Genomic DNA, 23,707 nt, shown 5'->3' with positions numbered 1-23,707 from the left:
GAAAGCTGCAGAACGTGACCAACCCTCGACATCGACTCGAGGTCGAGCGTTGCCCGAGCTGCCGTCAGGGGAACAGATCGGGTCGCATCGACCGCATCTCGGCGGCCACGACGTGCTCGCCGTACTCGACCGCCAACGGGTAGACGGACTGACCGATCCGGATGTCGACGATGTCGCGCACGCGTTTGCCGCCGCACGCCACCATCTCGTCGGTCGGGACCACGTGCAAGACGTCGCCGCCGTGTCGCTCGACCCACCGACGCATCTCGCGCGTCGACTGCCAATCGCCCGCCTTCCCGGCGATGCCCTGCCCGTCGCGGGCGAACGGGGTCACCAGCAGCATGAACCTCGCAGCCGGGGTGAGATCGGCCGACGCCACGCTGATCGCGCCACCGTCGACGTACCACCGACCGTCGATCTTGTGCGGGCGGATCACCGGGAACGCCGCCGAACTCGCCGCGACGATGTCGTCGATGCCGTACGTCGCGCTGTTCAGCACCTCGCGCTTCCAGCCCCGGACGCGAACGGCCACCGCCGACACCTCCGGGTCGTGGAGATCTCGGTACATCCGATCCGCGAACGCATAGCCGTCACTCCACGGACGGCCGGTCTTCTCGCCGACCTGGTCGGCCCACTGCTCAGCGAACGCGTCGAAGTCGAGACCGAGGCGCATCGCAGCGACGGTGTGCGAACCGGCGGAGGTGCCGATCATCGGAAAGGCGGTCACGTCGATGCCGGCGCGTCGCAGCCCGCGAGCGACTCCCATGTTGAACCCGAACCCGAATCCGCCGCCACCGCCGAAGTTGGTCGCCAGGGCGGGAACCGTCTCGTGATGCCGCATGGGGTCACGGTAGCGATCGGCGGCGCCGTCCGACCACGCCCGTAGGCTCGACGTGGACCGATGGACACCGAACCGCTGCGATCCCCCACCCCGCCGTGGCAGCCGCTGCCCTTCATCCGGTGGATGTGGCGACTGGCCCGCGACGTCTTCGACGAGTACAGCGAGGACGGGGTCGGCGATCTCGCGGCTGCCATCACGTTCTGGACGATCTTGTCGATCCCGGCTGCTGCGCTGTCGCTGGTGAGCATCGTCGGATCGCTCGAGGCCATCGTCGGGCAGTCGGTCGCCGACGACGTGCAGCGGCAGATCGAACAGCGCGTCAGCGAGACGTTCACGGCAGAGTCGGCGATCAACGACACGGTCACCGACCTGTTCAGCCGCCCGGGCACCGGCGTCGCCACGTTCGCGACGCTGGTCGCCCTGTTCACCCTGTCGAGGGCGTTCGCCGGACTCATCCGAGCGCTCGACATCGCCTACGAGGTGGAGGACGGCCGCCCGTTCTGGTACGTCCGCATCATCGCGATCGGGCTGGGCTTCGCAACGATCGCCGTGGTCGCAGCAGGCGCCACGGCGTTGGCGCTCCTCCCCGAGTTGCCGTTCTCCGGGTTCCTGCGCTGGTTCGCGGCGCCGGCGGTCTTCGTCGGCTTGGTGCTCTGGGCGGCGACGCTGTTCCACATCGGCCCGTATCACCGGACGCCCTGGCGCTACGACGTCCCGGGTGCGATCGTCACCGCCGTCGGCTGGGTGGCAGCCACACAGGGATTCGCGTTGTACGTGCGACTGTTCCCCGGCGGCAACGACATCCGCACGAGCGTGGGCGCGATCCTGCTCGCCCTGACGCTCATGTACTTCTTGAGCGTGGTGATGCTCGTCGGTGCCGAGGTGAACGACGTGATCTCACGGCGCGCCGGCGTCGTCCACCAGCCGCCGCCGGTCAACGTGCGCGCCCGGCAGGCGCGAGATCGGTTGAAGGTCCGTCTCGACGATGCCCGCAACGGCACCGAAGAATCCTGACGGCCGAGGTCAGTCGCCGTCGGCGACGAGGTCCTTGATCGCTCCGACGATGTAGAGGAGCGACAAGATCAGGAAGACGGCGCCGATGACCGACTTGATCTGATCCTCGTCGAACGACGAGCGTCGCGACACCGGCGTCGCCACCGCCCCGGCGACGGAACTCCGCCACCCTCGCAATCCGGCCAATCCCACGTCCTTGGTACGCATGCTCCAGTCGTACCCGATTCCAGCCCGCTCAACCAGCCCGACCAACCCGGGTCGGGTGTCGTACGGAACGGCGAGGCGCAGCCGAGACGTTTCGGGAGATCACCCGACCCGGTCGCGAACCCACGTCACCGGAGTCGGGTGATCTCCGGAAACGTCGACTCCGTCGCCGTTCCCTGCGACACCCGACCCGGCTCGCTCCTCGCCGGTTCGTCGTCGGGGCCGATCCAGGTCATGGCGGCCCAGATGCCGGCGACGGTGATGAGCGCGCCGAGCGGCACCCACATCAGCACGCCGGCGATGTGTTGGTCGGCCAGCGCGTCGTCGGCGCCGAGCCGGTCGACGTACACGCCGTACCACGGCGACGGGGCGAACGTCAGCAGCGCGGACAGCAGGACCCCTTGGAGCCCCAGCAGGAACGCCACGAGTACCCGGATCGCAGGATCGGCGTTGCCGCCGGCACGTTCCGGACCGAGCACCGCCGACCACACCAACAACGCCGCGACGACGAAGGAGACGTGCTCGATCGTGTGCACCCACTCGTTCTCGACGGCAAGCGAGTACAGCCGCGCCGAGTGCCAGCCCCAGAACACGAACACGAACAGCAACCAGCGAGCGAGCGGACTCCGCAGTCGACGCATCCGCGCGACGTCGAGACCCACCAGTCGCCGTGCGGACGACACGGCGCCGACGCCGCGCACCCCCAGACCACGCGCCAACGCCGGCCACGGTGCCGCCACGGCGAGCAACGGTGCGGTGACGCCGATCAACAGCACGTGCTGGACCATGTGCCATGCCAACGACCGCTCGGCGGCGACGTGCAGTGGCGACACGACGGCGACGAACGAGACGAGGACACCGATCACGACGGCGGCCAGGCGCCAGGGCGCGTCGTGCCCCGGTCGCCGACCGACGACGTAGAGGCCGATGACCCCGACCGTGACGGCGATCGCGACCGGGTCGAGCGCCCAGTCGCCGAGGGTGCCGTGCTCGAGTGTGCCGTGTGAGATCAGCATCCGCCGACCACCAGCGTCGACGACCCGACGGCGATGACGCTGAGCGCCGAGCCGATCCCGAGGGTGATCGACACCCACCACAGCCACTGGCCGGGCTCGCGACGAAGTCGACGCCACGAGAGCGTTGCGACAGCGAGACACAGCGCGACTGCGACGACCGTCGACGCCACGACGAATCGGTCGAGCGTCGCGTCCGACCAGGGCTGGTCGTCGCCGATGAGCTTCGGCGTGCACACCGCTTCGGCTGCGAGGTAGACGATCATGAAGTGGGCGAACCACAGCGACGGCCCGCCGAGCAACAGCACCCACAGACGCCACGACGACGGTGCGGGAACCACCGGTTCGTGCGGCGCCTCCAGCGTGTCGACCGGACGGTGCGCCGTCGTCACGTCGCCCCCGATGTCATCCACGGCGTCCCGTACAACACCGCCAGACCGATGGCGGCGAAGACGGCGGTGGCAACCCAGAACCGCGACACGTTGTCGACCCACGAGAACCGTCGGGCCGAGAACCGTCCACGCAACGCGTCGACGAGGGTGACGACGCCCATCACGAACGAGATGAAGGTCACCACCACGACGAACCCTCCGAGCGTGTGGAAGATCGAGCCGTAGGCGTGATCGGACGCCGCGAACGGCGTCGTCGCCAGGTCGTACACGAGCAACGCGCCGGCAGCGAACAACACGAGCAGACCGCCGGCCAGTCCGGCGATCAGCCCGCGCCGGTCGTCACGCAACAGCGCACGGCGGCCCGCCAGCAGCACGGCCGCAGCAGCAGCGAACAACCCCGCGTCGACGATGGCGAACCAGATCGATGGATCGTCGACGCCGGCCGGCGGCCAGACCGAGTTCTCGATGCGCAGGTAGAAGTAGGCCAGCAGGAAGCTGCTGAACCCGATCGACAGGAACAGCAGGCTGATGCCGGTCCCCCATCGCGACACGATCAGGCTGCCGCCGGCGCGAACGGGCACACCGTGCTCCCGCTCGAAGGCGATCTCCTCGTCCTCGGTCATCGGCGCGGGTGACGGCCGGTTCCACATGATGACCGCGAACACGATCAGGGCTGCCGAGGCCAGCGCACCCCACCGCAGTTTCAGGAGTTCGGCGGCGAAGATGCCGACCGTGCCCATCGCGGTCACCAGCGGCCAGATCGACGTGTCGGAGACGCGGAAGATCTCCTCCGGCTCACCGTCGGTCGTCCGCACCACCAGCACGGCGCGCCAGTTCAGCGGCCACGACGCCAACGCTCGGACCAGCGACTCCTGTTTCTCGGTGCCGGTGTGGAGATCGTCCTGATCCCAGAGCGGATGGCGGCTCTTCACGATCGGAACCGTCGTCCACCCCTGTTGCGGCGGCGGGGAGGGCAGCGCCCACTCGAGGCTGTCGGCACCCCACGGGTTGTGCCCGGCGCGGGCTCCCTTGCGGTACGAGAACACGACGTTCCAACAGAACACGGCCAACCCGGGGATGATCAACAGCAACCCGAGTGACGAGATGAGGTTCCAGATCCCCCATCCGGTCTCTTCGGCGTAGGTGTAGATGCGACGGGGCATCCCGAGCAGCCCGACCACGTGCATCGGCCCGAACGTCATGTGCACACCGAGGAAGAGCAACCAGAAGTTCCAGCGGCCGAGGCGCTCGTTCAGCATCCGCCCGGTGTGCTTCGGGAACCAGTAGTAGACCCCGGCGAAGATCGGGAAGGCGACACCGCCGATCAGGACGTAATGGAGATGGGCGACGACGAAGTACGAGTCGTGCGCCTGCTGGTCGAACGGGACGGCAGCGACCATGACGCCGGTGATGCCGCCGATCACGAAGGTGACGAGGAAGCCGATGACGAACAAGAACGCGCTGTTGAAGCGCGGTCGTCCCTCCCAGATCGTCGCGATCCACGAGAAGATCTGCACGCCGGCAGGGATCGCGATCATCATGCTCGCCGCGGCGAAGAAGGCGAGGATCACCGCGGGCAGCCCCACCGTGAACATGTGGTGCGCCCACAGGCCGAACGACAAGAACGCGATGCCGATCATCGCAGCCAGCATCCAGCGGTAGCCGGCGATCTTCTTGCCGACCATGACCGGTAACACCATCGACACGATGCCGGTCGCCGGCAGGAACTGGATGTACACCTCCGGGTGTCCGAAGATCCAGAACAGGTGCTGCCACAGCAGCGAGCTGCCGCCCAGGTCGGGATCGAAGAACTGCATCCCGAAGCCACGCTCGAGCTCGAGCAGCAGGCTGCCGACGATCAACGGTGTGAAGGCGAACAGGATCATGACGCCGGTGATGAGCATCGCCCACGCGTAGAGCGGCACACGGGTCAACGACATGCCCGGTGCTCGCAGCTTGAGCACGGCGATGATGATCTCGATCGCGCCGGCGATCGCGCCCACCTCGGCAACGCCGAGGCCCAGCACCCAGAAGTCGATGTTGAGGTCGGGCGAGAACTCGGGTCCACTCAAGGGCACGTAGGCGAACCAGCCGGCGTTCGGCACGGCTTGGAAGAGCGTGGAGCTGTAGTACAGCAGGCCGCCCATCAGGAACGTCCAGTAGGCGAACGCCCCGAGCCGCGGGAACGGCATCTCGCGAGCGCCGAGGATCATCGGCAGCGTGAGGATCGCGAAGCCTTCGAAGATCGGCAGGATGACGAGGAACATCGTCACCGACCCGTGATTGGTGAACATCTCGTTGTAGAGCTCGGCACCGATCAGCTCGCTCTCGGGGCGAGCGAGCTGCAGCCGCATCACGAACGAGTCGACGCTGCCTCCGAGCAGGAGGAAGAAGAACCCGGTCAGCATCATGCGGAGGCCGACGGCGTCGTTCTGGACGGCCGTCAGGAACCCCCACACGCCGGGTTTGTCGTCCCACAACCGGTCGAGCGGTTCGACCGTCGACGGGCTCGCCGCGCGCGGCGTCGACAAATCGTCGACCACGTCGTTCGCCGCATCGCCGGTGGCGTCGCTGCGTTCGGGAGCGTCGCTGCTCACTCGAGTCCCTCCAGGTACGCCACGATGTCGGCGATCTCGTCATCGTCCAGGTCGGTGTCGGGCATCAACGCGCCGGGCTTCACCGAGTGTGGGTCGGAGATCCACTCGACGAGGTCGGGTGTGGTGCCGTCGACGGCACCGCCGAGGACCGACAACCGACTCGCGAGGTGCGTGAGATCGGGCGCCGGCGCTCCCCCGGTGCCGTCCGCCTCCGTGCCCGACACGTTGTGACATGCCCCGCAACCGGCGTCGGTGAACAAGGCTGCTCCACGCTCTGCCGCGGGTGACGACGGCGCGGCGGCAGGCCGGGCCTGTTCGTCGAGCCATCGCTGGTAGCCGTCGGCGTCGTGCACGACGAGCCAGAAGTCCATGTTGGCGTGGGAAGTCCCGCAGAACTCCGCGCAACGACCCTGATACTCACCGGGTTCTGCCTCGACGACGAGACGATTGGTCCGCTCAGGGAGCAGGTCCATCTTGCCGGCGACGGCAGGCACCCACCACGAATGGATCACGTCGGCCGACGTGAGGGTGATCTCGACGGGTGTGCCGGCCGGGATGTGGACCTCGTTCGCCGAGACGACGCCCGTCTCGGGGTAGCGAACCTCCCACCAGTACTGGTGACCGATCACGTCGACGGTCATCTCGGCGTCGTCGTCGGTCGCGGCGACCTGACGCATGGCGACGAGCGTTGCCCCGAGGACGACGGCGATCACGATCACCGGCAGCACGACGCCACCGCCCACGATCCATCGCGACGTCCGTCGTGCCGAACCGGCGTCGTCGGACGCCGATCGCCGGAGACCGACGACGAGGACGGCTGCCACGAGGACGAACACGACGATCCCCAGCACCAGCATGAACCACCACAGCGCAGCGATCGTCGATGCGTCGTCCCCGCGCGGCGCGAGAGCACTCCCCGTTCGGCCTCCCATCACGGCACTCGTACCCCACGACCGCGCCGACCAATCATCCCCACCCGAATCGCCACCCCGGGTCCTTCGGGTCAGGTGCCAGAGGTGACGGGTGAGGCGCAGCCGAACCCGTTACCGACGGTCACCTGACCCGGGGTCCTGCGACCTGGCCAAGCGACTCGTTCCCACCGGTTCGCGCACCGATCCCGGGTCAAGTGATCGCCGGTAACGGCTCGTTCCTCGCCGTCACCTTTGACACCTGACCCGAAGACGTCGCCCGGCGTCCGGTTCGGGCGCCCGGCCTCCACAATGGGGCGATGCACGGAGCGGGAGCAGACTGATGGAGCCGCAACCCTTGATCCTCGTCGCCGGCGTCCTGCTCCTGATCGGCGTCCTGGCCAGCAAGCCGTCGTCGCGGTACGGCGTCCCCGGGCTGCTCCTCTTCCTCGGACTCGGCATGCTCGCCGGCTCCGACGGCATCGGCGGCATCGAGTTCGACGACGTCGAACTCGCCCGTTCGTTCGGCATCGTGGCGCTGGCGTTCATCCTGTTCAGCGGCGGCCTCGGCACCAAGTACGTCGACATCAAGCGCGTCCTCGCTCCCGGTCTGACGCTCGCAACCGTGGGCGTCGCGGTCACCGCGCTCGCACTCGGCGGCTTGTCGTCCTGGTTGCTCGACATCAGCCTCCAGGAAGGCTTCCTGCTCGGCGCCGTGGTGGCGTCGACCGACGCCGCAGCGGTGTTCGCCATTCTCCGATCACGTGGGATCGCGATGGAACAACGCCTCGGGTCGATGCTCGAGCTCGAGTCGGGCAGCAACGACCCGGCAGCGGTGTTCCTGACGCTCGCCATGATCGACGTGATCGAGGGCGACGCGAGCGCCGGCAGCATCGTGGCGTCGTTCTTCCTCCAGATGTCGATCGGCCTCGTCGCCGGCTACGTGCTCGCCCGTGCGGCGATCTGGGTCATCAATCGGGTCGCGCTCGACTTCGACGGTCTGTACCCGGTGTTCACCTTCGCCTTCGTACTGATCGTATTGGAAGGCGTGTCGCAGCTCGGCGGCAGCGGGTTCCTCGCCCTGTACGTCGCCGGCGTCACCCTCGGGAGCCGCAACTTCGTCCACAAACGGAGCCTCATCCGCTTCCACGACGCCGTGGCCTGGCTCATGCAGATCGCCATGTTCGTCATGCTCGGTCTGCTCGTGTTCCCGAGCGACTTCCCCGACGTCGTGCTGCCCGCCCTCGCCGTGACGGCGCTGCTGATGTTCGTCGCCCGACCGCTCGCCGCCTTCGCGACCCTGCTGCCCTACCGGCTCCCCGCCCGGCAGGTCGCGTTCGTGTCGTGGGTCGGCCTTCGAGGGGCCACGCCGATCATCCTCGCGACGTTCCCCGTGGCAGCCGGGCTCGACAACTCGTCGGTGCTCTTCAACGTCGTGTTCTTCGTCGTGTTGACCTCGGTCCTGATCCAGGGCACGACGATCGGGACCGCCGCCAAGTGGCTGAAGCTCGGTGGCGACCCGCCTCCCCCGCGCGAGATCAGCTTCGACTCGGTGATCACCGGCGACGACGGGCCGCAGCTGCACGAGGTCACGGTGCCCGCGACGGCAGCGGCGACGGGACGCGCCCTGCTCGACCTCGGCCTACCCGCCGGTGTGCTCGTCGTTCTCGTTCGTCGCGGTGACCACTCGTTCATGCCGCAGGGCAACACGGTGCTCGAGGTCGACGACGACGTCTTGATCGTCGCCGAGCAGGAGCACCGGCCTCGCCTCGCCGAGCTGTTCGATGCGACACTCGTGCCCGCCGAGATCGACGAACTCGACGACCTCGACGACGACCACGACGACGACCAGCGCCCGGAAGGAACCATGTGATGCAGCTGACCCGAGACGGTGACGTCTTCCTCCTCGACCTCGGCGAGGGTGACATCCGATTCTCGCCCGACTTCCTCGACACCTACGAGCGAGCGCTCGACGACGTCGAGCACGCCGACGGGCACCGGGCCCTCGTCACGACCGCGAGCGGCAAGATCTGGCACAACGGGCTCGATCTCGAGTACATGGCGACGCTCGGCGACGATTTCCTCGGCTACCTGGGTCGGGTCCATCGTCTCTTCGCGCGGCTGCTCACGCTCCCGGTTCCGACCGTCGCTGCGGTGCAAGGGCACGCGTTCGCCGGCGGCGCGATGCTCGCGCTGAGTCACGACGTGCGGGTGATGCGGTCCGACCGCGGTTACCTGTGCCTCCCCGAGATCGACCTCGGGATGACGTTCACCGACGGGATGGCGTCGCTGATCGCTGCGAAGCTGCCGCAACCGGCGCTCCACCGCATGGCGGTGCTCGGCGAACGCATCGGCGGTCCCGACGCACTCGCGCTCGGTGCCGCCGACGCCGTCGTGGAGGGCGACCGTGCCGTACTCCCGGCCGCGCTCGATCGTGCCAGGGCGCTCACGGCGAAGGCACGGCCGAACCTGGCCGGCATCCGACGAGACTTCTACGCCGACGTCATCGACACGCTGGAGAGCTAGCGCTCAGGTTCGTCGGGCGAGCAGGACACCGACGTCGCCGGCGGTGTCGGTCCAGAACTCCTCGACGACGAGGCCGGCAGCAGCCAGCTCGGCGCCGATCTGTTCGCGGGTGAACTTGGTCGAGATCTCGACACGGAGCTCCTCGCCCTCGCCGAACTCGACGTCGACCTCGGCCCCGATGATCGCCACCGACTGCTCCCGCAGCGAGCGCAGCCGCAGGTCGACGCGGGTGTGGTTCGGGTCCCACATGCCGACGTGCTCGAAGCCGCTGAGGTCGAAGTCGGCGGCGAGCTCGCGATTGAGCACGTTCAACAGGTTGAGCGTGAACTGCGCCGTGATACCGGCGGGATCGTTGTAGGCCGCCATCAGTCGGTCGATCGGCTTGACGAGGTCGACGCCGAGGAGGAACCAGGCGTCGTCGGTCATCCAGTCGGCGACCTCGCCGAAGAAGCGAGCACGCTCATCGGGGTAGAAGTTGCCGATCGTCGAGCCGAGAAAGGCGAGCACCGGCACACCGTCGTTCGGCACGTCGGCGAGATGCTCGTGGAAGTCGCCGACGACGCCGTGCACGTGCAGCCCGGGGTGGCGCTCGGCGAGGATCGCCGCTGCGTACTTCAGGGTCTGTTCGCTGACGTCGAACGGCACGAACCGGCGAAGGCGGCCGGCCTCGTCGAACGCGTCGAGCAGCGCCCGGGTCTTGTCGGACGTGCCGGACCCGAGCTCGACGAGGGTGTCGGCGCCGGTGCGCTCGGCGATCTCACCGGCGCGGGTGAGGAGGATCTCGCGCTCCGCTTCGGTCGGGTAGTACTCGGGCAGGCGGGTGATCTCGTCGAACAGCTCGCTGCCGCGGTCGTCGTACAACCAGCGCGGCGTGAGCTGCTTCGGCGACGCGGTCAGCCCGCTGCGCACCTCGTCGATGAGGGCACGGACTCGCCAGTCGCCGTGGAGGTGGACGTCGAAGGTCGGGGGGACGGCGTGACGGGTGGGAGGGTTCATGGGTGGCTCCGGAGGGGCGGTTCAGGCGTCGGCGATGTCGGCGGCGAGCCGCACGCCCGACACCATCCAACGATTGCGAGCGGGGAAGAAGTTGCGGTAGGTCGGGCGTGCGTGACCGGTCGGCGTGTACGCACCGCTGCCGCGTAGCACCATCTGGCCCGACATGAACTTGCCGTTGTACTCACCGACGGCGCCGGGCGCGGTGCGGAAGCGTGGGTACGGCAAGTAAGCGGACGATGTCCACTGCCAACACTCGCCGTAGAGCTGCTCGAGCGAATCCGTGCCGGCGGCGGCGCGCGGCTGGAGGCGCTCGACGTCGAAGGGCCGTCCGGCGTCGGCCGCGCGGCCGTGGCGTGTCGCCGCGTACTCCCACTCGAACTCGGTCGGCAGTCGAGCGCCGGCCCACCTGGCGTAGGCGTCGGCCTCGAAATGGCTGACGTGGCACACGGGCTCGCCGTCGATGATCTCACGTGGACCACCCAACGTGTGAACGATCCAACTGTCGCCGTAGGCCTCCCAGTACAGCGGCGCGGTCCAGCCCTGTTCGCCGACGATGTGCCAGCCGTCCGACAGCCAGAGTTCGTGTCGTTCGTAGCCGCCGTCGGCGATGAACGCCGCCCACTCCCCCGCCGTCACGAGCCGGTCGGCGATGCGGAACGGCTCGAGGAACACCGTGTGACGGGGCGACTCGTTGTCGAAGTGGAATCCGTCGCCGTCGTGCCCGACCTCGACCTGGCCACCCGGGTCGCAGTCGGTCCACGTGAGCGGCGAGGTGACGGATCGATCGACTGCGTCGGGCCGGTACACCGCACCCTGCGGGTCGATCGACAGGACGTGCTTGATGTCCATCAGCAGCAACTCCTGGTGCTGCTGTTCGTGATGCACCCCGAGTTCGACGAGGGTGAGCAGGTCGGTGTCGTCGTCGGTCGCTCCGGCGAGCAGGTCGTCCATCGCCGCGTCGACGAACTCGCGGTACTTGCCGACCTCGTTGGCACCCGGCCGGCTCAAGAGGCCTCGGCGAGCTCGACTGAACTTCGGGCCGACCCCTTCGTAGTAGCTGTTGAACAGCATCCGGTACGCCTCGTCGTACGCCTCGTAGCCGTCGGCGAAACGATCGAGCACGAACGTCTCGAAGAACCAGGTGACGTGGGCCCGATGCCATTTCGTCGGGCTGACGTCGGGCATCGACTGGACCGTCTGGTCCTCGGGCGAGAGCGGGGCAGCGAGCAGCTCGGTGAGTCCGCGCGTCGCTGCAAAGCGATCGCGGGCTGCGGCAGCAGTCAGCATGACGTCAGCAACCCCCTCCGGCCGTCGGCTGTTCCCTCGAGACGAGAGTTCACCTCATGGTCGTACCACGGCTACCGCGCCGTCAACCGTCGCGCCGCGTCACCCCGTCGGGTGAACGGCTCGACGAGCGACGATCCGTTCGAAGATCCATTCGAACTCGAGGATGCCGTGCTGGTACTCGTCGCCCGCCGGCCGGTTGACGAGCTGCGATCCCTGGATCAATCGCCATCCGTCGGCGAGCACGTCGACGCCGCGCTGATAGTCGTGTTCGGTGAGATCGGCGGCCGGGTCGTTGCCGTCGAAGAAGCTCCATCCGATGATGCGGCCGTGCAGGCTCGATTCGTCGGTCCAGACGAACAACAGTTGCTGACGTTCGGTGTCGCAGTTCACGACGCCACCTCCCCGAGCGGGGCGCGGCGTGCGAGCCGGGAGTGGTACCAGTCGAGATCGAACTCGTCGTCGCCGGTCAGGTAGCGCCAGAGATCGGCACGTGCGACGAGCTCGAGACGGTGATCTTGCTCGCCCATCCAGTCCTCTCGATGGCGCAGCGCCATCCCGATCTTCGCGAGATCGAACGTCGCGAAGATGTGGTCGTTGGACGCACTCTGGCGTTCGGCCAAGTCGGACGTGTCCCACCGACGCACCTGCGGCTTCGTCGGGTTGAGGCGGATCTTGTACATCAGGCGATCGACCGACCCCGGGTTCTCCATGCCACGGTGCCAGAGACCGTGGTGGAACACGAGGATCGATCCGGCCGGTCCGCTCCAGCGACGCTCACCCCGCAGGTGCCGGTATCGGCCGACCTGGGTCTCGTGCACCCGTCGCAGGTGCGTCCCCGGGACGAAACCGGTGCCGCCGCCGTCGGGGTGCACCTCGTGCGGGAAGTAGAAGATCTGGATGTCGAACGCCGTGTTCGGGTCGATGATGGCGTCGGCGTGGAGCGGCTGGAAGCCGGGATCGCCTGCCGGCTTGAAGTGGACGAAATCGTGATCGAACACGGCTTCGGGTCCGACGAGGCTGTCGACGATGCGGGTGACCGACGGGTGGCGGAGCACGGCACCGACGGCCGACGGGTCGGGATAGACGTCGTGCCACGCGTCGCCCGACGACGGCGCGAACGGACGGTCGGGGCCGCCCCACGTCGCCATGATCGAGTGCAGTTCGTCGGTCGCCGCCGCGTTGAGGTCGTCGGGGATCACCCCCGGGAACTCCAAGAAGCCGCGTGCGACGAACGTCGCCATCTCGTCGGTCGTCAACAACTCGTTCATGTCCGTCCCCCCGAACGTCCCACCGGTTCGGGCCGATGGTAGAGGGTCGGCCGGGACGACGACTCAGCGAGCGGCGTCGAGCACGTCGCGGAGGCGTCGGCCGGGCGCCGGCCGTGCCCCGGTGTGCTGGATGACCCAGGCCGACACCTGGTTCGCGAATCGGGCCGCTTCGATCGGGTCTCCCCCGCCGAGCCAACGGGCGAGGAACGCACCGGCGAACGAGTCACCGGCGCCGGTCGCGTCGACCACGCTCGGCGCCGACGCCGGCGGCACGACGGTCGCCGCGCCGCCTCGGAAGACGAGCGCCCCGTCAGCGTCGAGTTTGAGCACGATCATGGCGCCCGGGTACAGCGCCGCCAGCGCGCGCGCGATCGGCTCGGGTTCGGTCTCGCCGGTGAGCGCCTCGCCCTCCTCCTTGTTCGGGAGGAAGATGTCGACGTCGAGATCGGTCGTGACGGCGAGGAAGTGGTCGACGCCCATCTCACCGATCATCTGGAACGAGCCGGGGTCGAGCGACAGGGTCGCGCCGCCGTCGCGGGCGATCACCGCAGCGGCCCGAGCGGCCGACCGTGGCGGGTCGGTGAAGAACGACCAGGCGGTGAGGTGGAGGTGACGGGCGGCGGCGATGGTGGGGCGTGGCAGCTCGCTCGGGAGCAGGAAGAAGTCGGCGCCGTGCCCGGACACCATCGACCGTTCGCCCGTGTGGTCGACGAACACGGCGACCGACCCGGTGAGGTTGGCGTCGGATTCGACGAGGTCGTGCGACACGCCTTCCTGCTCCAGGTCCTCGACGGCGAGTTGCCCCATCCGGTCGCGGCCGATCTTGCCCACGAAGTGGGTGGGGCGGCCACAGCGGGCGGCCCACACGGCGACGTTGGCGGCGCTGCCACCGGGCAGGAGAGCGACCTCGCCGAACGTGTCGCCCCCACGCATCAACTCGGTGTTGGTGCGGATCAGCACGTCCCACGCGAAGTCGCCCAACACACACAACTCGGCCGTCACGAGCCCGACCGTACCCCCGTCGGATGATGTCAGACATCAACCGACCAACCGACGGCTGCACCACCCGACACCCCGTCGGTTGATGTCTGACATCATCCGACGTGCAGCTGCGGGGGCCGCCGACAGCGACTATTTTCGTGGCCGTGCCAGAACGTCCTGCCGTCCCGTTTCCCGCCGACTTCCTCTGGGGAGCCGCCACCGCCAGCTACCAGATCGAGGGCGCCGCCGCGGAGGGCGGGCGCGGCCCGAGCGTCTGGGACGACTTCTCGCACACGCCCGGCAAGGTGGCGAACGGCCACACCGGCGACGTTGCGTGCGACCACTACCACCGGGTCGAGGACGACGTGAAGATGATGGCCGAAATGGGCCTGCAGGCGTACCGCTTCTCGATCTCGTGGTCGCGTGTCCTCCCGGAGGGTCGGGGCCGGGTGAACGACGAGGGCATCGCCTTCTACTCGAAGCTGGTCGATCTTCTCCTCGACCACGGCATCACACCGAACGCGACCCTGTTCCACTGGGACCTGCCGTCGGGGCTCGAGGCGATCGACGGTTTCCGCAACCGCGACACCGCCAGCTACTTCGCCGACTACGCAGCGCTCATGGTCGACGCCCTCGGCGACCGCGTGAAGATGTGGGCCACGTTCAACGAGCCGTGGTGCCACGCCTACCTCGGGCACGCGGCCGGTGTGCACGCTCCGGGCATGCGCGACCCGAAGGCGGCCGTCACGGTCGCCCACCACGAACAGCTCGCACACGGACTCGGCGTGCAGGCGATGCGTGCCGAGCGCAGCGATCTGCAGCTCGGCACCGTCATCAATCCGTCGAACGTGCGCCGGGAGGGGTCACCCGATGCCGACGAGGACGAGATGCGGACGATCGACGGGATCCACAACCGGTGGTGGTTCGACCCGATCCTGAAGGGCGAGTACCCCGCCGATCTGCTCGACGACCTCGGCCCACTGGCCGATGCGATCCGCCCGGGCGACACCGCCGAGATCCACCAGCCGCTCGACTGGATCGGGATCAACTACTACTACGACATCCTCGTCCGTGGTGTGCGAGCCGACGAGTCGTCGGTGAACCGGATGCTCGCTTACCCGACCGTGCAGAACACCACCGAGAGCGACCGCCGCCCGGTGCACACCGACATGGGGTGGCCGATCACGCCCGAGGGATTCACGAACCTGCTGGTCCGGCTCCACACCGACTACGACAACCTGCCGCCGCTCTACATCACCGAGAACGGGTGCGCCTACGACGACCCGATCGTCGACGGTCGGATCGCCGACCGACGTCGCATCGAGTACCTCGATCTGCATCTGCGTGCGGTACGCGACGCGATCGACCAGGGCGTCGACGTGCGCGGCTACTTCGAGTGGTCGCTGATGGACAACTTCGAATGGGCGCTCGGCTACGACAAGCGGTTCGGGCTCGTCCACATCGACTTCGACACGCTCGAGCGAACCCCGCGAGACAGTGCCGCCTGGTACCGCGACGTGATCAAGGCCAACGAAGTGCCCGCCGTCGAAGGCTGAACGCGACGACGGCGGAACTCGACGACGGTTCGGTCAGCCGACCTCGAGGAGGTCGACGACGAAGATCAGGGTCTCGTTGGGTGCGATGACGCCGCCCGCACCCTGAGCGCCGTAGCCGAGTTCGGGCGGGATGTGCAGGGTGCGGCGACCGCCGACCTTCATGCCCTGCACGCCCTGGTCCCAGCCCTGGATCACGTAGCCCTGGCCGAGCGGGAAGCGGAACGGCTCCATCCGGTTCCACGACGCGTCGAACTCCTCGCCGGTCGACCACGAGACGCCGACGTAGTGGACGGTGACCTGCTGTCCGGCGGCGGCTTCGTCGCCGTCGCCCTCGATGTCGTCGGAGATGACGAGTTCGGTCGGCGGGGCGGTCTCGGGCACGGTCACGTCGGGCTTACGCATGGCCGCCACGGTACCGGCTGGGTGGCGGGTCGCTGTCAAGAACCGGCGTCGCCGTCGACCGCGTCGTCGATGATGCGGCGCAGATCGGGCCACGCTGCGGCGAAGCCGGCGTGCAACGGACGTTGCTCGACCTCGTCGGGTGTGTCCCAGGCAACGGCGTCGGTCTCGAAGTTGATCGATGAGCCGAACTCGCCCGGCACCTCGACGACGTAGGTGGTGTAGGCCCAGTCGACGGCCGGCGCGAACACGGTCTGGCCGAGCACCCGGTAGCCGTCGGGGATCGCACCGACTTCCTCCGACGCCTCTCGCAGCGCCCCGTCGAGCGGTGCCTCGCCCTCGTCGAGAGCACCGCCGGCGCACGACCAGGTGCCGCCTTCGTGGGCAAACTGTGAACGCTTCTGCAGCATCACCCGCGGCCCGTCCGGGAAGCGGACGACGAAGACGACCCCGGCCGCCCCGAACACGCCCCACCGGACGTGACCGTCGGAACACATGAGAAAGCCGTCGCCGGTTCGTCGCACGCGGCCAGCCTAGGTGCCGGCGCGTCGACCGGGTCAGTCCGTCTCGACCGGCCGGCGCGAGCGGAGTGTGCCGATGCCGACCAGCACGAGCGCAACCCCCGAGCAGACGGTCCGGGCGATGTTCCAGATCTGCCAGTCGCCCGAGTAGTCGTTCCAGATCGCCTCGGCGGTGGCCCGGTCGGTGGGGATGACAGTCTCGGCGAGGTCCTCGTTCATCGGCACGTTGATCGCCATCGTGAGCAGGAGACCACCGACGAAGTAGACCGCCGACGCAGCCGCGAACCATGTGGCGGCGCGACGGTCGCCGGCGCGGCGCCAGGCGGCGGCGGTGACGAGCCCGACGAAGGGGGTGGCGAAGAAGGCGGGGGCGAACACGGCGTTGCGCACCGAGCCGTTCATCTCCTGCATCGCCTCGATGGCGACGCGCGGGTCGGCAGCGTCGAGACCCCACATCGTGGAGCAGACCCAGGCGTAGAAGAACCCGAAGATCGCTCCGAAGAAGACGATCGACGTCACCGACGCGGCACGGGCCACGGCGAGGCCTCGATCGGGACGAGGGGCGTCGGTGGCGAGCGGGCGATCGAGGGTGTCGGTCACGGTGGTTCCTCCGGGTTCGAGTGCGGTTCTGAGAACCGTACGATTGAGTACGGATAAATATACGTACGCATGGGTACGATTACAAGCATGAATCGTCCGCCTTCACCGCGTCGTGGTCGCCTTCCCGCCGACGAGCGCTCGCGCCGCGAGGCCGACATCCTCGACGCTGCCCTCGAGTTGCTCGTCGACGACGGCACCGGCCAGTTGACGATGCTCGCCGTGGCCAAGCGGGCAGGCGCCTCGAAAGAGACGCTGTACTCGTGGTTCGGCGACCGGTCCGGCCTGATCCGGGCCCTGATCGAGCGCAACGGCGAGCGAGCCGCCACCGCCGTACGTGCCGCGATGGACGACGACGGCCGAGACCCTCGAGACGTCCTGATCGATCACGCCGCAAGGCTGCTGCGACTCCTGACCAGCCCGGGTTCGGTCGCCCTCAACCGAGCCGCGATGGACGACCCCGAGCTCGCAGCGGCCCTCCTGGCAGGCGGCCGATACCGGGTCGGCCCGATCGTCGAGGAGTACCTCGCACGACTCGACGAGACCGGTCGGCTCCCGATCCCCGACCCGGCCGCTGCCTACCGACTGCTGTACGGGCTCACGGTCCGCGACGTCCAGATCACGGTGCTGCTCGGCGACGAGCCGCCGTCCGACCGGACGATCGCCGACGAGGCCGCACTCGCGGTCGACCGGTTCTTCACGCTGCTCGGAGCCTGAGAGCGGCTCAGATCTCCCAGAGCTGGCGGGCGGCCGTCACCGTGCGTCGGCCGATCTCGCCGTTGGTGACCGGCTCGGGCCGGTACATCTGCCCGGCCAGCGCACTCAGGGTCGCCCCCGTGCTGTAGGTGAGCGCCTCGAGGCTGTAGCCACCCTCCAGCACCACCATCAGTCGACGGGCCGGCACGAGCGATTGGAGTCGCAGCGCCAGGTCGGCGTAGTCGGCCGATGTGAGCGACAGACCCGCCAGCGGGTCGTCGCGGTGGGCGTCGAACCCGGCCGAGATGATCAACCACGTCGGCGCGAACCGCTCGACGAGCGGGATCACGACCTCGTCGAAGGCCGCCCGGAACGTGTCGCCGGCGGTGCCCGCCGGGAAGGGCAGGTTGACGTTCGTGCCGGCACCGGCGTCCTGACCGGTCTCGCGAAGGTGACCGGTGCCCGGGTAGAGCGGCGACTCGTGCGTCGAGACGTACAGCACGTTCGGGTCGTCGTAGAACATGTCCTGCGTGCCGTTGCCGTGGTGGACGTCCCAGTCGACGATCGCCACGCGCTCCCCCTGCGCGGTGAGCTTCGCGGCGCCGACGGCGGCGTTGTTGAACAGGCAGAACCCCATCGCCCGGTCGGGCACGGCGTGGTGACCGGGTGGGCGGCCGGCGGCGAACGCGACATCGCATTCGTCGCGCTGCAGTGCGTCGATCGCACCGAGCACCGCGCCGGCGCTGCGGCGAGCGGTCAGCCACGACCCCGGGGTGGCGGTGGTGTCGGCGTCGAGGTTGCCGCCACCGTTCGCGCAGAACGACTCGATCGACTCGACATAGGTGCGGTCGTGGACTCGGGCCAGGTCGTCGACCGAGGCCAGATCGGGGATCCGCCACTCGACCGCATCGGCCAGGTCGGCCTCGTGGATACCCGCCAGCGACGCGTCGAGGCGGGTCTTGTTCTCCGGATGCCAGGCGGGCGTGTCGTGCCCGTCCTGTTCCGGATCGCTGAACACGGCGATCGGCGCCCTCACGGATACAGCCTGCCACCGATTGGTCCGGACTGCGACATCGAGGCGACTTCGCACGGCGGTTCACCGTTTCGGGTGGACCGGCCGACCGAACTACGGTCTCGGCCGTGACGGCATCGACGATGTCTGCGACCACCGGAATCGGGAGGACCCCATGGGACGACTCGACGAGCTCGACCTGTCGGCGAAGCTGAGCAAGGACGAGTACGAGAAGCGGCTGTACAAGGCGCAGCGCCGGCTCGTCGAACTCCGGCTCGATCTGGCCGGTCTGCTCGAAGACCCCGAGCTCGGCCCGGGCGTCCTCGTCGTGATGGAGGGGTCGGACGCGGGCGGCAAGGGTGGCGCGATCCGTCGCATCGTCCAGCCGCTCGATCCACGCCACTACCGCGTGTCCGCGTTCGCGAAGCCGACCTTCGAGGAGAAGCGCAAGCACTTCCTGTGGCGGTTCTGGAAGGAAGTGCCGGGCCTCGGCGGCATGGCGCTGTTCGACCGGAGCTGGTACGGCCGTGTGCTGGTGGAGCGGGTCGAGAACTACGCCACGAAGGAGCAGTGGACCCGGGCCTATGACGAGATCGTCCAGTTCGAGCGCAACCTGGTGCTCGAGGGTGTCGTGATCGTCAAGTTCTGGCTCCAGGTCAGCCCCGACGAGCAGCTCAAGCGGTTCAAGAGCCGCGAGAACGACCCGATCCGGAAGTGGAAGCTGACCGACGAGGACTGGCGCAACCGCGACAAGATCGACCTCTACACCGACGCGGTCGAGGACATGTTCGAGTACACCGACCACGAGCTCGCGCCGTGGCACATCGTGTCGGGCGAACAGAAGCGCTGGGCGCGCATCGAGGTACTCGAGACCCTGATCCGACGGATCGAAGAGGGCATCGGCTCCTACAAGAAGCCGATCCCCGACGACGACAGCTTCGTCTGACTCCGAGCAACGACGACCGAGAGTCCGTCAGGTGAGCGGGCGCCAGCGCAGGACGGTGCTGGTGGCGCCGACCGCGCCGTACCAGGCGTCGAAGCCGGCCTCGCCCACGACGACGAGCGCCTCGCCCTCGACCTGGGACGCAGTGACGAACTCGATCTCGCCGATGCCCGCTCGCGACAGGCCGTGCTGCTGCACGACGACGTCGGCGAGCGCCCACTGGGCGGCGTTGTTGAGGTGTCCGAACACGTCGAGGTCGGTCGCTCGGAACGGGTTCGGCATCGGCGAAGCGTCGGGTGACGGCGACCGGTCGAGTGAGAACTTGGACGACACGGTGCGACCGGCCGCCGCCTCGCCGTACACCTCGACGAACTCGTCGGTGAGCCGGGCCGGCCGACCCGACTCGACGTCGATCTGCACCCACAGGCTGACGCCGTCGATCTCGGCACCGTTCGCGCCGCGCACCGTCGTTCGACGCTCGGCCCAACTCCGTCCGAAGCCGGTGCAGAACGTGGTCAGTTCGAGCCGCTCGTTGAGCACGGCCGGCGTGGCGACGCGGATCAGTGATCGTCGAACAAGCCACCCCATCGCGTTGGAGAAACCGGCATCGAGCGCATCGTCGGTCGCCACGTCTTGGAGATAGCGGGCGACGGCGTCGAGTCTGACGGCACCGTTCGGATCGACGTCGCCGAGGCGCGCAGTCCGTTCCGCCGTGAATGTGCGGCCGGCCGCAGGGAGCGGCAGCAGCTCGGTTGCGGGCAGCTCACTCATGACCATCTCGCAGCATCACGACCGAGTGTTCCCCGTCCACGCCGACGGTCGCGAATCCGTGCCGTTCGTAGAGCCGCATCGCCGGGTTGCGCCGGTCGCAGCTGAGGCTGCAACGAGGTACCCGTTCGAGCAATGCGACGAGCAGTAGTTCGCCGATGCCTGTGCTGCGCCGCTCGGGCGCGACGGCGATGGTGAGCTCGGGTGTGTCGGCGTCGACGAAGCCGTAGCCCCGGAGGTGGCGGACCCATGCGGCACCGAGTGGCACACCGTCGACTTCGGCGATCAGGCCGACGTCGCCGTCCCGTCGGCCGAACTCGGCGTGGTACGGGGCGATGTCGGGCTCGTCGACCAGGTCGCCCGGGAAGGCGGGCTCGCCCGGAGGCACGAACAGCGCCTCGTACAACATCGCCGTCACGAATCGCTGGTCGTCATGGGTGGCGTCGCGCAGTACCGGTGCCGTCACTCCGACGAATCTACGTCGGTCGACGCGCCGGACGACGGGGACGCCCACGCGACGACCATCGCTCGGGCACCGGCGCGGAGGCGTTCGGTGAAGGCCCCGTGGTCGTCGACGTCGCCGAGATCGAGCCAGTTGCAAATCCCGTCGTGGAGGTAGGCGACGAGGGTGGCCGATCCCCACCGCAGCGTCGCCGGGTCGTCGATGAAGCGCTCGATGATCGATTGTGCGAACTCGGCGGCGACGAGGCGGAACAGCTCGGCGTCGGCGGCGAACTCGGGCTCGTGGCGGGCGTGTCGCCACAGCAGGCGGAACGCATCGGGCTGTTCGGCCGCGATCTCGACCAGCACCGGGATGACCTCCGACTGCTGGTCGGGCTCGATCCGTTCCCGCAACTCGGTCGTCACCGACTGGAGGACCTCGCGGTAGAGGCCGTCCTTGCTCTCGAAGTGTCGATACACGATCAGCCGAGTCACGCCTGCTCGTTCGGCCACCGCCTCCATCGACGTGCCGGCGAAACCGCCCTCGCGGAATGCAGAGGCCGCCGCGAGCAGGAGCTGCGCGTGCCGGTCGGCCCACGGCATGCGGCGTGCGGTCTCGGCTGCCATTGACCAACATGTATACACCAGTGTTTACTTGTTGTCGATGAGCAACGGATTCAGCACCGTCGAACTGGCGGAACGGAAAGCGATCGTCACCGGGGGCGCCAGTGGCATCGGGAAGGCCACGGCGATCGCCATGGCCGAGGCCGGCGCCGACGTCGTGGTGACCGACATCGACGAGGCCGGCGGCGCGAACGTCGCTGCCGAGATCGGCGGCTCGTTCGCCATGCTCGACGTGAGCGATCCGTCGGCCTGGGAACGGGTCGTGGCCACCGCCGGCCCGTTCGACATCGCGTTCCTCAATGCCGGCATCTCCACCAACCAGGGCCTGCCGCCGATCGACGGCGACCCCATCAGCGCCCTCACCGACGAGGCGTACCGCCGCATCATGTCGATCAACCTCGACGGCGTCGTCTTCGGCACCCGGGCGGTCCTCCCCGGCATGACCGAGCGGGGCGGCGGCGACATCATCGCCACCGCATCGATGGCCGGTCTGTTCCCGATCTCGATGGACCCGGTCTACGGGCTCACCAAGCACGGCGTCGTCGGATTCGTCCGCTCGCTCGGCAACTACTTCGAGACGGCCGAGAACGCCGCCGACATCTGCGTCAGCGCGCTCTGCCCGGCCTTCACCGACACGAACATCATCGGCGACGAACTGCGCGAGGTGCTCGACATGTTGGCGGTGCCGGTCATGCCCGTCGACCACGTCTCGGGCGTCGTCATGCGGATGCTCGCCGAACGCAAACAGGGCAGTCAGTGGGCAGTCGAACCCGGAGCCGACCCGTACGTGTACGAGTGGCACGCGCCGAAGACCCTCGGGCAGCAGTCATGAGTGCCGCACCGACCGAACGACTCTGGGACCCGTTCGACCCGGCGTTCCGCGCCGACCCGTATCCGTTCTACGACCGGCTCCGCACCGAGGCGCCTGCATACCGCGACCCGGGCGGTTCGGTGGTCGTCACTCGTTACAGCGACGTGTTCACGACACTGCGGAGCAACCAGGTCAGCCGCGACGTCGAGAAGAACGCTGTGCTCGACACGTCCGACCCGGTCGCGGTCCGGCGACGCGAGCGGCGTCGCGGCAGCGCCAAGACGATCCTCAACCTCGACCCGCCCGACCACACCCGGCTCCGCCGGTTGGTGTCGAAGGCGTTCACACCGAGAGCGATCGAACAGCTCCGGCCTCGCATCGAGACGATGGTCGACGCCCGGCTCGATGACGCCGCCGAGCGCGGCTCGATCGAGCTGATCGACGACCTGGCGTTCCCCGTGCCGTTCCAGGTCATCTCCGAGCTGCTCGACATGCCGACCGACCGCGCCGACGAGCTGCGCGACTGGAGCCAAGTGCTCACCCAGGGCCTCGAGCCGACGTCGACCGTCGCCGACTTCGAGGCGAGCGACGCCGTGATCATGCAGCTCGTGCCATACCTCATCGAGGTCATCGAAGACCGGCGGCGCAATCCCGGTGACGACCTGCTGTCGGCCCTGCTCGCCGTGGAGGACGACGGCGACACCCTCAGCCACGAGGAACTGATCTCGTTCGTGATCCTGCTGTACGTGGCGGGTCACGAGACGACGGTGAACCTGATCGGCAACGGGATGTTGGCGCTGTTGCGCAACCCCGATCAGCTCGACCTGTGGCGCAACGACCCGTCGCTCGACGGTCCGGCCGTCGACGAGCTGCTCCGCTACGACGGACCAGTGCAGCACACGGTGCGGGTGGCCATGGAGCCAGTCGTGTTCGAGGGCGCCCACGGGGAAGACGTCGTCGTCGAGCCGCACTACACGATCCTCACGGTGCTCGGCGCAGCCAACCACGACCCGGCGATGTTCGACGACCCGCACCGACTGTGGCTCGCGCGCCCGAACGCCGGCAAGCACACGGCGTTCTCGGCTGGTGTGCACTACTGCCTCGGCGCCTCGCTCGCGAAACTCGAGGCCTCGGTGGCGATCACCCGGTTCATCCGCCGCTTCGACACGATCGAGTTGGCCGGCGATCCCCACTTCCGCGACCGCATCACCATCCGAGGCGTCGACCACCTCCCCCTCACCGTGAGCTGACCCCGGGTCGGGTGTCGCAGGGAACGGCGACGGAGTCAATCCGGGTCGGGTGTCGCAGGGAA

General features: G+C 68.4%; 26 protein-coding genes. 8 read left to right on the top strand and 18 right to left on the bottom strand.

The genetic code is table 11. The annotated features are described in order from the left end of the window. Window positions 1-64: 64 nt before the first annotated feature. A complete protein-coding gene (locus tag BDK89_RS07075; RefSeq protein WP_133868273.1) occupies window positions 65-841 on the bottom strand; it encodes a patatin-like phospholipase family protein in 777 nt (258 codons plus the stop codon). A 60-nt stretch (window positions 842-901) separates the two neighbouring features. Between BDK89_RS07075 and BDK89_RS07070 the strand changes: the two genes are divergently transcribed. Further along, complete coding sequence (locus BDK89_RS07070; protein WP_133868272.1) at window positions 902-1,855, top strand: YihY/virulence factor BrkB family protein; 954 nt, start codon at window positions 902-904, stop codon at window positions 1,853-1,855. Window positions 1,856-1,864: 9 nt separating this feature from the next. Here the strand turns inward: BDK89_RS07070 and BDK89_RS07065 are convergent, their stop codons facing one another. The 5 genes from BDK89_RS07065 to coxB form a co-directional block, all read right to left on the bottom strand. Next, entirely contained in the window at window positions 1,865-2,062 is a 198-nt protein-coding gene (locus BDK89_RS07065) for a hypothetical protein (protein WP_133868271.1), read from the bottom strand. Window positions 2,063-2,187: 125 nt separating this feature from the next. After that, complete coding sequence (locus tag BDK89_RS07060) at window positions 2,188-3,075, bottom strand: cytochrome c oxidase assembly protein (protein ID WP_133868270.1); 888 nt, start codon at window positions 3,073-3,075, stop codon at window positions 2,188-2,190. After that, window positions 3,069-3,485 (bottom strand): hypothetical protein, encoded by a 417-nt coding sequence (locus BDK89_RS07055; RefSeq protein WP_133868269.1) that lies wholly within the window; start codon window positions 3,483-3,485, stop codon window positions 3,069-3,071. Before BDK89_RS07055 ends, BDK89_RS07060 begins: the two co-directional genes overlap by 7 nt. Beyond that, the gene (locus BDK89_RS07050; RefSeq protein ID WP_133868268.1) at window positions 3,461-6,061 is read right to left on the bottom strand and encodes a cbb3-type cytochrome c oxidase subunit I; all 2,601 of its coding nucleotides are present in this window, start codon (window positions 6,059-6,061) and stop codon (window positions 3,461-3,463) included. Before BDK89_RS07050 ends, BDK89_RS07055 begins: the two co-directional genes overlap by 25 nt. Then, the gene (gene coxB, locus BDK89_RS07045) at window positions 6,058-6,993 is read right to left on the bottom strand and encodes a cytochrome c oxidase subunit II (RefSeq protein ID WP_133868267.1); all 936 of its coding nucleotides are present in this window, start codon (window positions 6,991-6,993) and stop codon (window positions 6,058-6,060) included. Before coxB ends, BDK89_RS07050 begins: the two co-directional genes overlap by 4 nt. Before the next feature lie 319 nt (window positions 6,994-7,312). On the opposite strand from coxB, the gene BDK89_RS07040 reads away from it, so the two are divergent. Next, a complete protein-coding gene (locus tag BDK89_RS07040; RefSeq protein ID WP_133868266.1) occupies window positions 7,313-8,842 on the top strand; it encodes a potassium/proton antiporter in 1,530 nt (509 codons plus the stop codon). Further along, window positions 8,839-9,495, top strand: coding sequence for an enoyl-CoA hydratase-related protein (locus tag BDK89_RS07035; protein WP_133868265.1), 657 nt, complete (start codon window positions 8,839-8,841; stop codon window positions 9,493-9,495). Before BDK89_RS07040 ends, BDK89_RS07035 begins: the two co-directional genes overlap by 4 nt. A gap of 3 nt (window positions 9,496-9,498) precedes the next feature. Here the strand turns inward: BDK89_RS07035 and egtD are convergent, their stop codons facing one another. The 5 genes from egtD to BDK89_RS07010 all read right to left on the bottom strand — a co-directional run bounded on the left by egtD (window position 9,499) and on the right by BDK89_RS07010 (window position 14,048). Further along, the gene (egtD, locus tag BDK89_RS07030) at window positions 9,499-10,491 is read right to left on the bottom strand and encodes an L-histidine N(alpha)-methyltransferase (RefSeq protein ID WP_133868264.1); all 993 of its coding nucleotides are present in this window, start codon (window positions 10,489-10,491) and stop codon (window positions 9,499-9,501) included. 21 nt (window positions 10,492-10,512) lie between these two features. Next, window positions 10,513-11,778: an ergothioneine biosynthesis protein EgtB gene (gene egtB / locus BDK89_RS07025; RefSeq protein WP_133868263.1), complete on the bottom strand. Its 1,266-nt coding sequence runs from the start codon at window positions 11,776-11,778 to the stop codon at window positions 10,513-10,515. Between the two features lie 99 nt (window positions 11,779-11,877). Continuing rightward, window positions 11,878-12,168: a hypothetical protein gene (locus BDK89_RS07020; protein WP_133868262.1), complete on the bottom strand. Its 291-nt coding sequence runs from the start codon at window positions 12,166-12,168 to the stop codon at window positions 11,878-11,880. Continuing rightward, the gene (locus tag BDK89_RS07015) at window positions 12,165-13,046 is read right to left on the bottom strand and encodes a phytanoyl-CoA dioxygenase family protein (RefSeq protein ID WP_133868261.1); all 882 of its coding nucleotides are present in this window, start codon (window positions 13,044-13,046) and stop codon (window positions 12,165-12,167) included. Before BDK89_RS07015 ends, BDK89_RS07020 begins: the two co-directional genes overlap by 4 nt. A 63-nt stretch (window positions 13,047-13,109) precedes the next feature. Next, a complete protein-coding gene (locus tag BDK89_RS07010; RefSeq protein WP_133868260.1) occupies window positions 13,110-14,048 on the bottom strand; it encodes a carbohydrate kinase family protein in 939 nt (312 codons plus the stop codon). A 107-nt stretch (window positions 14,049-14,155) separates the two neighbouring features. Between BDK89_RS07010 and BDK89_RS07005 the strand changes: the two genes are divergently transcribed. After that, entirely contained in the window at window positions 14,156-15,583 is a 1,428-nt protein-coding gene (locus tag BDK89_RS07005; protein WP_133871011.1) for a GH1 family beta-glucosidase, read from the top strand. A 33-nt stretch (window positions 15,584-15,616) separates the two neighbouring features. Here the strand turns inward: BDK89_RS07005 and BDK89_RS07000 are convergent, their stop codons facing one another. The 3 genes from BDK89_RS07000 to BDK89_RS06990 are packed head-to-tail and all read right to left on the bottom strand — an operon-like array spanning window position 15,617 to window position 17,103. Continuing rightward, window positions 15,617-15,985, bottom strand: a complete 369-nt coding sequence (locus BDK89_RS07000) for an FKBP-type peptidyl-prolyl cis-trans isomerase (RefSeq protein WP_133868259.1) — start codon at window positions 15,983-15,985, stop codon at window positions 15,617-15,619. Between the two features lie 35 nt (window positions 15,986-16,020). After that, window positions 16,021-16,506, bottom strand: coding sequence for an NUDIX domain-containing protein (locus tag BDK89_RS06995; protein WP_133868258.1), 486 nt, complete (start codon window positions 16,504-16,506; stop codon window positions 16,021-16,023). A 33-nt stretch (window positions 16,507-16,539) separates the two neighbouring features. Beyond that, complete coding sequence (locus BDK89_RS06990) at window positions 16,540-17,103, bottom strand: anthrone oxygenase family protein (protein WP_208293992.1); 564 nt, start codon at window positions 17,101-17,103, stop codon at window positions 16,540-16,542. A gap of 87 nt (window positions 17,104-17,190) precedes the next feature. Between BDK89_RS06990 and BDK89_RS06985 the strand changes: the two genes are divergently transcribed. Further along, a complete protein-coding gene (locus BDK89_RS06985) occupies window positions 17,191-17,817 on the top strand; it encodes a TetR/AcrR family transcriptional regulator (RefSeq protein WP_133868257.1) in 627 nt (208 codons plus the stop codon). A 7-nt stretch (window positions 17,818-17,824) separates the two neighbouring features. Here BDK89_RS06985 and BDK89_RS06980 read toward each other — a convergent pair whose 3' ends face one another. Further along, window positions 17,825-18,832, bottom strand: a complete 1,008-nt coding sequence (locus tag BDK89_RS06980) for a histone deacetylase family protein (RefSeq protein WP_208293991.1) — start codon at window positions 18,830-18,832, stop codon at window positions 17,825-17,827. A 151-nt stretch (window positions 18,833-18,983) separates the two neighbouring features. Between BDK89_RS06980 and BDK89_RS06975 the strand changes: the two genes are divergently transcribed. Further along, window positions 18,984-19,754, top strand: coding sequence for a polyphosphate kinase 2 family protein (locus BDK89_RS06975; RefSeq protein WP_133868256.1), 771 nt, complete (start codon window positions 18,984-18,986; stop codon window positions 19,752-19,754). A gap of 27 nt (window positions 19,755-19,781) precedes the next feature. Here BDK89_RS06975 and BDK89_RS06970 read toward each other — a convergent pair whose 3' ends face one another. The 3 genes from BDK89_RS06970 to BDK89_RS06960 are packed head-to-tail and all read right to left on the bottom strand — an operon-like array spanning window position 19,782 to window position 21,587. Next, window positions 19,782-20,522: an acyl-[acyl-carrier-protein] thioesterase gene (locus BDK89_RS06970; protein WP_166657435.1), complete on the bottom strand. Its 741-nt coding sequence runs from the start codon at window positions 20,520-20,522 to the stop codon at window positions 19,782-19,784. Further along, the gene (locus BDK89_RS06965) at window positions 20,515-20,985 is read right to left on the bottom strand and encodes a GNAT family N-acetyltransferase (RefSeq protein WP_133868254.1); all 471 of its coding nucleotides are present in this window, start codon (window positions 20,983-20,985) and stop codon (window positions 20,515-20,517) included. Before BDK89_RS06965 ends, BDK89_RS06970 begins: the two co-directional genes overlap by 8 nt. Next, window positions 20,982-21,587: a TetR/AcrR family transcriptional regulator gene (locus BDK89_RS06960; RefSeq protein WP_133868253.1), complete on the bottom strand. Its 606-nt coding sequence runs from the start codon at window positions 21,585-21,587 to the stop codon at window positions 20,982-20,984. Before BDK89_RS06960 ends, BDK89_RS06965 begins: the two co-directional genes overlap by 4 nt. A gap of 37 nt (window positions 21,588-21,624) precedes the next feature. Between BDK89_RS06960 and BDK89_RS06955 the strand changes: the two genes are divergently transcribed. Beyond that, window positions 21,625-22,416, top strand: coding sequence for an SDR family oxidoreductase (locus tag BDK89_RS06955; protein ID WP_166657434.1), 792 nt, complete (start codon window positions 21,625-21,627; stop codon window positions 22,414-22,416). Beyond that, window positions 22,413-23,645, top strand: a complete 1,233-nt coding sequence (locus BDK89_RS06950) for a cytochrome P450 (protein WP_133868251.1) — start codon at window positions 22,413-22,415, stop codon at window positions 23,643-23,645. Before BDK89_RS06955 ends, BDK89_RS06950 begins: the two co-directional genes overlap by 4 nt. The last annotated feature ends 62 nt before the right edge of the window (window positions 23,646-23,707 follow it).

Origin of the sequence: Ilumatobacter fluminis, assembly GCF_004364865.1 — a bacterium.
GTDB classification, from domain to species: Bacteria; Actinomycetota; Acidimicrobiia; order Acidimicrobiales; family Ilumatobacteraceae; genus Ilumatobacter; species Ilumatobacter fluminis.
This window is presented reverse-complemented; position numbering and strand designations above follow the sequence as displayed.

What these genes read in the sequence shown, in the direction of transcription:
- BDK89_RS07075 (WP_133868273.1), bottom strand. Translation starts at nt 841, where the DNA reads ATGCGGCATCACGAGACGGTTCCCGCCCTGGCGACCAACTTCGGCGGT.
- BDK89_RS07070 (WP_133868272.1), top strand. Translation starts at nt 902, where the DNA reads ATGGACACCGAACCGCTGCGATCCCCCACCCCGCCGTGGCAGCCGCTG.
- BDK89_RS07065 (WP_133868271.1), bottom strand. Translation starts at nt 2,062, where the DNA reads ATGCGTACCAAGGACGTGGGATTGGCCGGATTGCGAGGGTGGCGGAGT.
- BDK89_RS07060 (WP_133868270.1), bottom strand. Translation starts at nt 3,075, where the DNA reads ATGCTGATCTCACACGGCACACTCGAGCACGGCACCCTCGGCGACTGG.
- coxB (WP_133868267.1), bottom strand. Translation starts at nt 6,993, where the DNA reads ATGGGAGGCCGAACGGGGAGTGCTCTCGCGCCGCGCGGGGACGACGCA.
- BDK89_RS07040 (WP_133868266.1), top strand. Translation starts at nt 7,313, where the DNA reads ATGGAGCCGCAACCCTTGATCCTCGTCGCCGGCGTCCTGCTCCTGATC.
- egtD (WP_133868264.1), bottom strand. Translation starts at nt 10,491, where the DNA reads ATGAACCCTCCCACCCGTCACGCCGTCCCCCCGACCTTCGACGTCCAC.
- egtB (WP_133868263.1), bottom strand. Translation starts at nt 11,778, where the DNA reads ATGCTGACTGCTGCCGCAGCCCGCGATCGCTTTGCAGCGACGCGCGGA.
- BDK89_RS07015 (WP_133868261.1), bottom strand. Translation starts at nt 13,046, where the DNA reads ATGAACGAGTTGTTGACGACCGACGAGATGGCGACGTTCGTCGCACGC.
- BDK89_RS07000 (WP_133868259.1), bottom strand. Translation starts at nt 15,985, where the DNA reads ATGCGTAAGCCCGACGTGACCGTGCCCGAGACCGCCCCGCCGACCGAA.
- BDK89_RS06985 (WP_133868257.1), top strand. Translation starts at nt 17,191, where the DNA reads ATGAATCGTCCGCCTTCACCGCGTCGTGGTCGCCTTCCCGCCGACGAG.
- BDK89_RS06975 (WP_133868256.1), top strand. Translation starts at nt 18,984, where the DNA reads ATGGGACGACTCGACGAGCTCGACCTGTCGGCGAAGCTGAGCAAGGAC.
- BDK89_RS06970 (WP_166657435.1), bottom strand. Translation starts at nt 20,522, where the DNA reads ATGAGTGAGCTGCCCGCAACCGAGCTGCTGCCGCTCCCTGCGGCCGGC.
- BDK89_RS06960 (WP_133868253.1), bottom strand. Translation starts at nt 21,587, where the DNA reads ATGGCAGCCGAGACCGCACGCCGCATGCCGTGGGCCGACCGGCACGCG.
- BDK89_RS06955 (WP_166657434.1), top strand. Translation starts at nt 21,625, where the DNA reads ATGAGCAACGGATTCAGCACCGTCGAACTGGCGGAACGGAAAGCGATC.
- BDK89_RS06950 (WP_133868251.1), top strand. Translation starts at nt 22,413, where the DNA reads ATGAGTGCCGCACCGACCGAACGACTCTGGGACCCGTTCGACCCGGCG.